Source organism: Streptomonospora alba (assembly GCF_000826685.1).
Taxonomy (GTDB): Bacteria; Actinomycetota; Actinomycetes; order Streptosporangiales; family Streptosporangiaceae; genus Streptomonospora; species Streptomonospora alba.
Genome location: NZ_JROO01000012.1, coordinates 51,841 through 62,812, shown reverse-complemented (window position 1 = coordinate 62,812; position 10,972 = coordinate 51,841). Strand labels below are relative to the sequence as shown.

General features: G+C 70.6%; 10 protein-coding genes. 2 read left to right on the top strand and 8 right to left on the bottom strand.

The window, feature by feature from the left end; translation table 11 throughout:
• Positions 1–10: 10 nt before the first annotated feature.
• From purM to LP52_RS07840, 3 genes are all read right to left on the bottom strand, one after another.
• Entirely contained in the window at positions 11–1,069 is a 1,059-nt protein-coding gene (gene purM, locus LP52_RS07850) for a phosphoribosylformylglycinamidine cyclo-ligase (protein ID WP_040272017.1), read from the bottom strand.
• A 92-nt stretch (positions 1,070–1,161) separates the two neighbouring features.
• Positions 1,162–2,637 (bottom strand): amidophosphoribosyltransferase, encoded by a 1,476-nt coding sequence (gene purF / locus LP52_RS07845; RefSeq protein ID WP_040272016.1) that lies wholly within the window; start codon positions 2,635–2,637, stop codon positions 1,162–1,164.
• A 5-nt stretch (positions 2,638–2,642) separates the two neighbouring features.
• Positions 2,643–3,149, bottom strand: coding sequence for a sterol carrier family protein (locus tag LP52_RS07840; RefSeq protein ID WP_052809581.1), 507 nt, complete (start codon positions 3,147–3,149; stop codon positions 2,643–2,645).
• A 481-nt stretch (positions 3,150–3,630) separates the two neighbouring features.
• On the opposite strand from LP52_RS07840, the gene LP52_RS07835 reads away from it, so the two are divergent.
• The gene (locus LP52_RS07835) at positions 3,631–4,248 is read left to right on the top strand and encodes a DUF47 domain-containing protein (protein ID WP_040272014.1); all 618 of its coding nucleotides are present in this window, start codon (positions 3,631–3,633) and stop codon (positions 4,246–4,248) included.
• A 29-nt stretch (positions 4,249–4,277) separates the two neighbouring features.
• Positions 4,278–5,282 carry an inorganic phosphate transporter gene (locus LP52_RS07830; protein ID WP_274518794.1) on the top strand — a complete coding sequence of 335 codons (1,005 nt, stop codon included), beginning with the start codon at positions 4,278–4,280 and terminating at the stop codon, positions 5,280–5,282.
• A 102-nt stretch (positions 5,283–5,384) separates the two neighbouring features.
• On the opposite strand, the gene pstB is transcribed toward LP52_RS07830, so the two are convergent.
• The 5 genes from pstB to mshD form a co-directional block, all read right to left on the bottom strand.
• Positions 5,385–6,164, bottom strand: a complete 780-nt coding sequence (gene pstB, locus LP52_RS07825) for a phosphate ABC transporter ATP-binding protein PstB (protein ID WP_040272011.1) — start codon at positions 6,162–6,164, stop codon at positions 5,385–5,387.
• A 57-nt stretch (positions 6,165–6,221) separates the two neighbouring features.
• A complete protein-coding gene (pstA, locus tag LP52_RS07820) occupies positions 6,222–7,331 on the bottom strand; it encodes a phosphate ABC transporter permease PstA (RefSeq protein WP_040272009.1) in 1,110 nt (369 codons plus the stop codon).
• The gene (gene pstC, locus LP52_RS07815) at positions 7,328–8,299 is read right to left on the bottom strand and encodes a phosphate ABC transporter permease subunit PstC (protein ID WP_040272007.1); all 972 of its coding nucleotides are present in this window, start codon (positions 8,297–8,299) and stop codon (positions 7,328–7,330) included. Before pstC ends, pstA begins: the two co-directional genes overlap by 4 nt.
• A 253-nt stretch (positions 8,300–8,552) precedes the next feature.
• Positions 8,553–9,665, bottom strand: a complete 1,113-nt coding sequence (gene pstS / locus LP52_RS07810) for a phosphate ABC transporter substrate-binding protein PstS (RefSeq protein ID WP_040272005.1) — start codon at positions 9,663–9,665, stop codon at positions 8,553–8,555.
• A gap of 308 nt (positions 9,666–9,973) precedes the next feature.
• The gene (gene mshD / locus LP52_RS07805; protein ID WP_040272003.1) at positions 9,974–10,948 is read right to left on the bottom strand and encodes a mycothiol synthase; all 975 of its coding nucleotides are present in this window, start codon (positions 10,946–10,948) and stop codon (positions 9,974–9,976) included.
• Positions 10,949–10,972 lie beyond the last annotated feature (24 nt).

Sequence of the window (10,972 nt, the reverse complement as noted above, 5' to 3'; positions counted from 1 at the left end):
CCGGTCCGTCTCACGCATAAGCGCCTTCGAGCCGCGTCTCTCCGCTTCCGGCCACGATCGAGCCCGCCTGCCACGCAGGCAGCCCCCGCTCGCTCAGCACCGCCAGCGTGCGCTCCACCGAGGCCACGGGAACGACGGCGGCCATTCCCACGCCCATGTTGAACGCCGCCTCCATGTCGGACTGCGACACCGATCCGCGCTCGGCGACGAAGGAGAACACCGCCGGCGGCGTCCACGTCGAGCGGTTCACCACCGCGTCGTGGCCCTCGGGCAGCGAGCGCGCCAGGTTGGCGGCCAGGCCGCCCCCGGTGATGTGGGCGAAGGCGTGCACCTCGGTCTCCTCCACCAGCGCCAGGCAGTCCGCGGCGTAGATCCGGGTGGGCCTCAGCAGCTCCTCGCCCAACTCGGCGCTCAGTTCGGGCACGTAAGCGTCCAGCCGCATTCCCGCCTCGTCGATGACGCGGCGCACCAGCGAGTAGCCGTTGGAGTGCAGGCCCGAAGAGGCCATCGCGATGACGGCGTCGCCCTCGCGGACCCGGTGCGGGCCCAGAACCGCGTCCTCCTCGACGATCCCGGTGCCGGCTCCGGCCAGGTCGTACTCGTCGGCGCGCATCGTGCCGGGGTGCTCGGCGGTCTCACCGCCCACGAGCGCGCACCCGGCCTGGCGGCAGCCCTCGGCGATCCCGGCCACCAGATCGGCGATGCGCTCGGGCACCACCTTGCCGCAGGCGATGTAGTCGGTCATGAACAGCGGCTCGGCCCCGCAGACCACCAGGTCGTCGACGACCATGCCGACCAGGTCCCGGCCGAGGGTGTCGTGGCGGTCGCAGCGCTGGGCGATCGTCGCCTTGGTGCCGACGCCGTCGGTGGAGGTGGCCAGCAGCGGCGAGCGGTACCTCTTGGCGGCGTCGAGCCGGAACAGTCCGGCGAAACCGCTGGAGTCGGCGACGACCTCGGGGCGCCCGGCGCGCGCGAGGTGCTCCTTCATCAGAGCGACAGCGCGATCGCCGGCCGCGATGTCCACGCCGGCGGACGCATACGCCGACGTCGTCTCTGCACCCTGTGCCACGCGAAACCTCTCAACTCGTTGCGATCGTGGGGCGGCGCTTGCGCGCGCGGACCCCGCCGGCGGGCGGCTCCCGCCCCGCGGGGACGCGGAGCTCAGCGCCTGCCGCCGGCCAGCGGCCGCTCGGCGGTGCCGCCGCAGGGCTTCTCCAGCAGGTACTTGCCCCGGGAGCCCTCGTCGACCTCGATGGGGTAGACGCCGTCGAAGCAGGCACGGCACAGCCGGTCCTTGGGCACCTCGGTGGCCTCGACGAGCGCGTCCAGCTCGACGAAGGCCAGCGAGTCGGCGCCGATCGAGGCGCGGATCTCCTCGGTGGAGAGATTGCCCGCGAGCAGCTCGGTCTTGGTGGCGAAGTCGACGCCGTAGTAGCACGGCCACATCACCGGCGGACTGGAGATGCGCACGTGCACCTCGGCGGCGCCGGCCTCGCGCAGCATGCGTACCAGCGCCCGCTGGGTGTTGCCGCGCACGATGGAGTCGTCGACCACGACCAGCCGCCGGCCCGCGATCACCTCGCGCAGCGGGTTGAGCTTGAGCCGGATGCCGAGCTCGCGCAGGGTCTGGCTGGGCTGGATGAACGTCCGGCCCACATAGGAGTTCTTCACCAGCCCTTGGGCGAAGGGGATTCCGCTGGCGTCGGCGTAGCCCACCGCGGCGGGCGTGCCCGATTCCGGGACCGGGATGACCAGATCGGCCTCCGCCGGGTGCCCTTCGGCCAGGCGGCGACCCACCTCGACGCGGCTGGAGTTGACGTTGCGGCCGGCGATGGTGGTGTCGGGCCGGGCCAGATAGACGTACTCGAACAGGCAGCCCTTGGGCTGGGCGGGGGCGAACCGGCGCGAGCGCACGCCGCGCTCGTCGACGGTGATCAGCTCGCCGGGCTCGATCTCGCGCTCGTAGGCGGCGCCGACGATGTCCAGAGCCGCGGTCTCGCTGGCCACGGCCCAGCCGTTCTCCAGCCGTCCCAGCACGAACGGGCGGACGCCCTGGGGGTCGCGGGCGGCGTAGAGGGTGCCCTCGTCCATGAACGCGAGCGAGAAGGCGCCGCGCACCTGGGGCAGCAGCTCCATGGCCGATTCCTCGGTGCTGCGGTCGGGGTTGGCGGCCAGCAGGCCGGTGAGCACCTCGGTGTCGGTGGTGGCCGCGCGCCGCTCGTTGGGCAGCATCGCGGCGAGCTCGGGCGTGTTGATGAGGTTGCCGTTGTGCCCCAGCGCCAGGCCGCCCTCGCGTGCGGTGTAGAACGTCGGCTGCGCGTTCTCCCACACGGGCGAGCCGGTCGTGGAGTAGCGGCAGTGGCCGATCGCCAGGTGCCCGTGGAGGGAGTCGAGAGTGGCCTCGTTGAAGACCTGGGAGACCAGTCCCATGTCCTTGTAGACGACGATGCGCTCGCCGTCGCTGAGCGCGATCCCCGCGGACTCTTGGCCGCGGTGCTGCAATGCGTAGAGGCCGAAGTAGGTGAGCTTGCTGACTTCTTCGCCGGGAGCCCAGACTCCGAACACCCCGCAGGCGTCCTGAGGTGCGCGTTCGTGCGGGTCGAGGTCTGTCGTGAGCCGGCCGTCGGGTTGCGCCACGCCCCTCAGCTTAGTCGCTGGCCGTCGGCGCTGTATCCACCGGCCCCGCCGCTCGGCCACAGCGGCAGCAGTCCGGCCAGGTCGGCGCGGGTGCCGCTGGCGCTTACGGCGTGGGCGTCCACCGCCTCCTGCCAGGAGGTCGTGCCCGCGGCCAAGGCGAGCCAGGTCAGCGGCTCGGTCTCGACTACGCCCGGCGGAGTCCCGCGGGTGTGCCGAGGGCCTTCGACGACCTGCACCGCGCCGTAGGGCGGCACGCGCACCTCCAGGCTGTGGCCGGGGGCGCGCTCGGCGAGCTCGGCCAGGGTGCCGCGGACGGCGGCCTTGACCGCCGAGCGCACGGGCTGGGCGCCCTCGGAGCGGGCGCGCAGGACGGCGCCGACGCAGGCGCTGAGCACGGGGGAGGGCCGGTCGGGGCCGGAGTAGGGCGCCTCGCCCAGCGCCGCGAGCTGGGTGTCGAGGGCCTCGCGCAGTGCGGCTTGGCGCCGCTGGGCAGCGGTGGTCTTGGCCGGCATGCCCTTGAGGATAGGCACTCCCGCCGCGTCCGTATCCGACCCGAATCGGCGCCGTGGGGCGGAAGGCCGGGCATTGTTCGCGAAAGCTTGCCGAATGCCCCGGCCCAGGGGAAACTGTCGGGCGGGGGAAGGCGCGCGGACTTGTGCGTGAACGCGCCGTGCCGCCGCAGGGACGCGGTGGGGCGTGGCCGCAGCACGTCATGTGATTCGCGTCGCGTCCGCGCATCGCCTCTTGACGTGTCCGCGACAGTGGCCGCCCGCGGCGGCCGGTACCGCGCCGAGGCGGCGAGGATAGGATGAACGCTCCACGACGTCGGCATTCGCAGCCGCTGACTCGGTCCAACTGAACAAGGGATCCAACGCCCCCGGGTGGCGGTACGGGGGTGCCGCGCGGTCGCGTCTGAAGCCCAGTTGTGACCATTTTGTCGGATTAGTGCCCGTAGCATCCCTGAGGACGATCACCGCACTTCGGGAGATTGATGTGCGTCTGCGCCTGACCCCGCGTGATGACAGCTACTTCGAGATGTTCGCCGACTCCGCGAACAATCTCGTCATCGCTTCGCGCCTGCTGGTGGAACTCATCAGCGAGGGCGCCGACCGCGATGCCATCGCCGAGAAGATGCGCGCCTGCGAGCACGCCGGCGACGATCGGACCCACGCGATCATGCGGAGGCTCAACGAGAGCTTCGTCACGCCCTTCGACCGCGAGGACATCTACCGGCTGGCCTCGTCGCTCGACGACGTCATGGACTCCATGGAGGCGGCGGTCGACCTGGTCGGCCTCTACGGCCTGGACCGCCTCCCCAAGGGCATCATCGATCAGATCGAGGTGCTGGAGCGCGCCGCGGAGCTGACCGCCGAGGCGATGCCCCGGCTGCGCACGATGAAGGACCTCACCCGCTACTGGATCGAGATCAACCAACTGGAGAACCAGGCCGACCAGATCTACCGCCGCCTGCTGGCCAAACTGTTCAGCGGTGAGTACGACGCCCTGACCGTGCTCAAGTTGAAGGACGTCATCGAGGAGCTGGAGACCGCGGCCGACGCCTTCGAACACGTCGCCAATACGGTCGAGAGCATCGCCGTCAAGGAATCCTGACCCCGCCGATCGCAACGCTTGGCTCCGACGTGCCCCTCGAAACCGCGATGCTGAGCGCGGTGCTGTTCGCCGCGCTCGTGTTCGCATTCACCAACGGCTTCCACGACGCCCCCAACTCCCTGGCCACGGCCGTATCGACCCGGACCCTGGGGCCACGCGCCGCTGTGACCATGGCGGCGTGTATGAACGTGATCGGTGCGTTCCTCGGTGAGGGGGTCGCCCGCACCATCAGCCGCGACATCATCACCCCGCCCGAGGGCCCGGCCGGTCCCGTCGTGCTGCTGGCGGCGCTGATCGGCGCCATCACCTGGAACGTGGTCACCTGGTACAAGGGGATGCCTTCGTCGTCCTCCCACGCCCTGGTCGGCGGGATGATCGGCGCGGCGCTGGCCTCGACGACCGCGGTGCGCTGGAGCGGTGCGGCCGCCAACTTCGCCCTGCCGATGGTGCTGTCGCCGATGATCGGCCTGCTGCTGGGGTTCTTCGCCATGGTGGCGATCATGTGGGTGTTCCGCCGCACCAACGTGCAGCGCATGACCCGCGGCTTCAAGATCGCCCAGAGCGCGTCGGCGGCGGCGATGGCGCTGGGCCACGGGCTGCAGGACGCCCAGAAGACCATGGGCGTGGTGGTCCTGGCCCTGGTCGCCACCGGCTATCAGGACTCCTACGACGTTCCGCTGTGGACCGTGTGCGCGGCCGCGGGCGCGATGGCGCTGGGCACGCTCACCGGCGGCTGGCGGATCATGCGCACCCTGGGGCGGCGGGTGATCAAGCTGGACGCGCCGCGGGGCTTCGCCGCGGAGAGCACCGTGGCCGCGGTTTCGTACGCCACCTCGTTCATCTGGCAGGTGCCCATCTCCAACACCCACATGATCACCTCGGCGATCGTCGGCGTGGGCGCCACCCGCCGGCTGTCCGCGGTGCGCTGGGGCGTGGCGGGCGACATCGTGGCCGTCTGGCTGGCCACGGTGCCCGGAGCCGCCGCCGTGGCCATCCTGGCCTACTTGGTGCTGGGCACGGCGCTGCCCACCTGACCTCCGCACACCCCCTCGGAGGCAGCGGCGGGTCCGGAAACGAAGGCGGGCGCCGGCGGAGCCCCCGCTCCGCCGGCGCCCGCCGGCTTCGACACGACCGGGTTACCCGAACCGGCCGGTGATGTAGTTCTCGGTCTCCTTCTTGTCGGGCTTGGTGAAGATCTTGTTGGTGTCGCCCATCTCGATCAGCCGCCCCGGCTGGCCGGTGCCGGCCAGGTTGAAGAAGGCCGTGCGGTCGCTGACCCGGGCCGCCTGCTGCATGTTGTGCGTCACGATGACGATGGTGTAGTTCTCCTTGAGCTTGGCGATCAGGTCCTCGATCGCCAGCGTGGAGATCGGGTCCAGTGCCGAGCAGGGCTCGTCCATCAGCAGCACCGCCGGCTCCACGGCCGTGGCGCGGGCGATGCACAGGCGCTGCTGCTGCCCGCCGGAGAGGCCCGCCCCCGGCTTGTTCAGCCGGTCCTTGACCTCTTCCCACAGGTTGGCGTCACGCAGCGAGCGCTCGACGATCTCGTCGGAGCGGCTCTTGCTCATCCGCTGGTTGTTCAGCTTGGCCCCGGCGATCACGTTGTCGTAGATCGACATGGTCGGGAACGGGTTGGCGCGCTGGAAGACCATCCCGATCTCGCGCCGGACGGACACCGGGTCGACGGAGTGGTCGTAGACGTCCAGGTTGTCGAGCATGACTTTGCCCTGGACACGGGCGCCGGGGGTGACCTCGTGCATGCGGTTGAGCGTGCGCAGAAACGTCGACTTGCCGCAGCCCGAGGATCCGATGAAGGCGGTCACCGAGCGCGGCTCGACGGTCATGGTCACGTCCTCGACCGCCTTGAAGTCGCCGTAGTAGACGTTCAGGTCGGAGACGTCGATTCGCTTGGCCACTGGATGTCCTCAGTCAGGTGAGTCGGGTTGAACGGGCTGGTCGGGCGGGTGCGGCCGTCATCCCTTGCCGGGCGAGAGGAAGCGCGACACCAGGCGGGCGGTGAGGAACAGCAGCATGACCACCAGGATCAGCGTCAGCGCAGCGGCCCACGCGCGCTCCTCGGCGTAGACTCCGGCCTCGCCGGAGAGGCCCATGTCGCGAACCGCCTTGTAGATGTAGACCGGCAGGCTCATCATGTCGCCTTCCACCGGGTTTGCGTTGATCCGCGTCGAAGCCATGCCCGCGGTGAGGATCAGCGGTGCCGTCTCCCCGATAACACGGGCCAGCGCGAGGATGATTCCCGTGGTCAGCCCGGCCACGGCGGTGGGCAGCACCACCTTCACGATGGTCAGCCACTTGGGCACGCCCAGCGCGTAAGCGGCCTCGCGGAGCTCGTTGGGCACGAGCCGCAGCATCTCCTCGCTGGAGCGCACCACGACGGGGATCATCAGCACCGACAGCGCGATCGCCCCGGCCAGGCCGTTGGTCTGGCCGGGGCCGAAGACCATGATCCACAAGGCGACCACGAACAGGCCCGCGACGATCGAGGGGATGCCCGTCATGACGTCGACGAAGAAGGTGATGGCCTGCTTGAGGCGGCCGCGCCCGTACTCCACGACGTAGACGGCGGTCATCAGGCCGATGGGCACCGAGATCACCGTCGCCAGGCCGGTGATCACCAGGGTCCCCACGATGGCGTGGTAGACGCCGCCGGCGTCCATGCTCGGGATGACGCCGTTCATGGACACGCTCAGGAAGTACAGGTCGAACCGCTCGATGCCGAAGACCACCACTGTCGACAGCAGCGAGATCAGCGGCACGACGGCGATGGCGAAGCAGCAGTAGACGACGCCGGTGACCAGTCGGTCCTTGGCACGGCGGTTGTTCTCGACCACGGCCGAGGACGTCGTGACCGCCACCAGGTAGCCGATGGCGGTCACCGCCGCCACCGGTACCGGGTGGAAGGCGCCGAGCAGGAAGAAGGCGCCCGAGGCGACGGCCGCGCAGACCACAAGCAGCGCGGCCGGGAAGTATGTCGGAAGCTGGCGGGAGTAGAGCCCCGAGCTCTGGATGTCGGGCCCCTCGCCGGAGCTGCCCGTGGCGGTCGGCTGGGTTGCGGTGGTCATTCGGTGAACTCCTTGCGCCGCGAGACGACGAAGCGGGCGGCCATGTTCACGGCCAGGGTGATCCCGAACAGGACCAGGCCGGCGGCGATCAGGGCGGAGACGCCGGTGCCCGTCGCCTCCGGGTACTGCAGCGCGATGTGCGCGGCGATGGTCTGGTTTCCGCTCTGCAGCACGTTGGGGGAGATGACCAGCGAGGGGGAGAGGATCATCGCGACGGCCATCGTCTCGCCCAGCGCCCGGCCCATGCCGAGCATCGCGCCGCCGATGACGCCGGGCCGCCCGAACGGCAGCACCGCGGTGCGGATCATCTCCCAGCGGGTGGCGCCCAGCGCCAGCGCCGCCTCGCGGTGGGTCTGGGGCACCTGGGTGAACACGTCGCGCGCCATCGCGGTGATGATCGGCAGGATCATCACCGCGAGCACGATCCCGGCGCTGAGCATGGTCCTGCCGGTGGAGGAGACCGGGCCGGCGAACAGCGGAATCCATCCCAGGTACTCGGCCATGAACCGGTAGAGGGGCTGGAGCTGGTCGACGAGGTAGACCAGGCCCCACAGGCCGTAGACCACGCTGGGGATGGCGGCCAGCAGGTCCACGAGGTAACCGAGCAGCGCGGCGAGGCGCCGCGGGGCGTAGTAGACGATGAACAGCGCGATCCCGACGGCGACCGGGGTGGCCAGCACAAGGGCGATGGCGGCGCCGAGCACGGTTCCGAACGCAAGCGCGGCGACGCCGAACCGCACCTCCTCGCCCGGACCGGCCTCGGGGCTCCATTCACTGCTGGTGAAGAAGTTTCCCTCGTTGGCCGTCAGCGAGCTGAGGGACTGGACGATCAGGAAGAGGGCGACGCCCGCCAGGATCGCCAGGATCAGCAGGCCCGCTCCCCGAGCGGAGTTGGCGAAGACGAGATCGCCCAGCCGGCGTTTGCCCCTCGGGGCTACGGCCGTCTCAGACGAGTCCGTGGTTGTCATGTAAGGCTCCGGTCGAATTCGGTCGTGGATCGCCACCGGGCGGATGAAGCGGGCGGCGGGCGGCCGGCATGGGGTGCCGGCCGGTGCGCGCTGTCGGAAGACATTGTGCTGGTTGTCAGGTGGTGGTCCGGCACACGGTCGGGTGTACTCGGCCACCGGGCACGGTGCCTGGCGGACATGCCGAAACCGCCGACGGCGGGACCCGCACCGGGTGCGCGCCCCGCCTCGGCGGAGGAGGTCTGCGAAGGGGCGATCAGGCGCCCGCGGAGATCTGCTCGATGGTGTTCAGCAGCTTGTCCCGGGTCGCCTGGCTGATCGGAGCGGAGCCGGCCTCTTCAGCCGCGGCCTGCTGGCCCTCCTCACTGACCACGTAGTTCAGGAAGCTCTTGACCAGGTCGGCGTCCTGCTGGTCCTGGTACTGCATGCAGGCGATCTCGTAGGAGATCAGCACGATCGGGTAGACGCCGGCCTCGTCCGTCGTGTAGTTGAGGTCGATCGCGTGGTCGTTCTCGGTGTTGCTCTCGCGCGGGTCGGAGGCGTCGACGATCGCGGCGGCGGCCTCGGGGCTGTACTCCACGAATTCGTCGCCCCCGCCCACGGCGGCGGTGCCCAGTTCGCCCACGTGCGAGGCGTCGACGTAGGTGATCGTGCCCTGACCGCCCTCGACGGCCTGGACCACGCCGGAGGAGCCCTGCGCTGCCTCGACCGGCTCGATCGGCCAGTTGCCGCTGACCTCGTGCGGCCAGGCGTCGCCGGCGGCCTCGGAGAGGTAGGCGACGAAGTTCTCGGTCGTGCCGGACTCGTCGGCGCGGTTGACCGGAACGATCTCCTGGTCGGGCAGGTCGGCGTCGGGGTTGAGGTCGGCGATCGCCTCGTCGTTCCAGTTGGTGATCTCCTGGTTGAAGATCTGCCCGATGACCTCGGGGGTCAGGTCGAGGGAGTCGATGCCGTCGAGGTTGAAGGCCACCGCGATCGGGGAGATGTAGGCCGGCAGGTTGGCGACCTCCGAGCCGTTGCAGCGCTCGGTGGCGGACTCCGTCTCGGCCTCGCTGAGGGCGGCGTCGGAGCCGGCGAAGGCTACGCCGCCGCTGATGAACTGCTCGCGGCCGGCGCCGGAGCCGACCGAGTCGTACTGGACGACGGAACCCTCGCAGGCGCCTTCCCAGGAGGCCTTCCAGGCCGCCATGGCGTTCTCCTGCGAGCTGGCGCCGGCACCGTCGAGCGTGCCGCCGCCGTCGACGCAGTTCACGTCGCCGGCGGCCTGCTGGTTTTCGGGGTCGACCGCCTGGTCGCTGCCACAGGCGGTGAGGGCAAGAGTCCCGGCGAGGGCGATCCCCGCGAACTGGCTGTACTTAGAGAGCTTCACAGCCCCGACGTCCTTTCCCTGGACTTCGTCACCTTTGGGCGAGCCCGGTCGATGACCTCGCCGAATGCGAAGGTAGGCAGACGAAGTGACCAGATCTCCCAAGCAGGGTGAACGCAGGGTGAACCGGGGCGTGAAACTACGCGAAGACAGGTCGGCTCTTCGATGGATGTGCGGTTAACCACATCGAGGAGGCCCCCGTGTCACGCCGACACGCCGACCGCCACCAGGGGCCATGACCGCCGATGGGTGTCCGGTCACCGCGCGTGTGCGAACTCGCAGGTGGGCGCGGTGACGCGGCGGAAGGCGGACTACCGTGCGGCGTACATCACATCGGCGTCCCACACCGAGAATCCCAGCGACTCGTACAACCGCACCGCGGCCCGGTTCTCCTCGTCGACGTAGAGCAGCGCCCACGGGAGCCCGCGCTCGTGCAGATGACGCAGGCCCACCAGCGTGAGTGCGCGCCCCAACCCGGTGCGCCGCCACGCCGGGTCGACGCCGACCGCGTAGACCTCGCCCACCGGTTCGTCGGCCAGCCCCGCGCCGTCGGCGTGCACCTTGGTCCAGTGGAACCCGGCGATCGCGCCGGTCGCGGTGTCCTCGGCGACGAAGAAGCCGTCGGGGTCGAACCAGTCCTCGTTCTCGCGTTCGTGCAGGTCCTCAAGCGTCAGTCCGCCCTGCTCGGGGTGCTCGGCGAACGCGGCCGCGTTCGCCGCGACCCACGCCTGCTCGTCGGCGCCCGGGCGGAACGTGCGGATCACCGCCCGCTCGCCGGCGGCGTCGGACAGCACCGGTTCGGGCAGCGCGGCACCCGCGCCGGGCTGGTGCGCGTCGCCGCGCAGCCGCATCCGCATCTTCAGCAGCCCTCGCACCTGGGTCCAGCCCGCCGATCCGGCCAGCGCCACAGCGCCTTCGGTGCGGCCGTGCGCCCACACGCGCAGCCCGGCGCTCGGCGCGTCCTCGGTCAGCGAACGCAGCAGCGCGGCTCCGTGGCCCTTCCGGCGCCGACCGGGCGCGACCACGAGTTCGGCCGAGTCGGGCTCGTCGGGGGTACGCGCGGCGAAGGCGAAACCGACCAGTTCGCCGGAGTCCTCGCCGCCTGGTGGCTGCTCGGTGGCGAGATGGAAACGGGCGGCACCCGGGCGCACGCCGTGGCGGACGCGGAGCAGCGTCTGCTCCGACAGCGGTGGGAGGCCGTCATGGTCGCCGGCGGCCTCGGCCAGCGCGAGCACGGCCGCGGCCTCGTCGGATGTCAGGGTCTCGGTGGTGCGCACGTGGGTCATGGCACGAGCCTACGGCGCATGCGG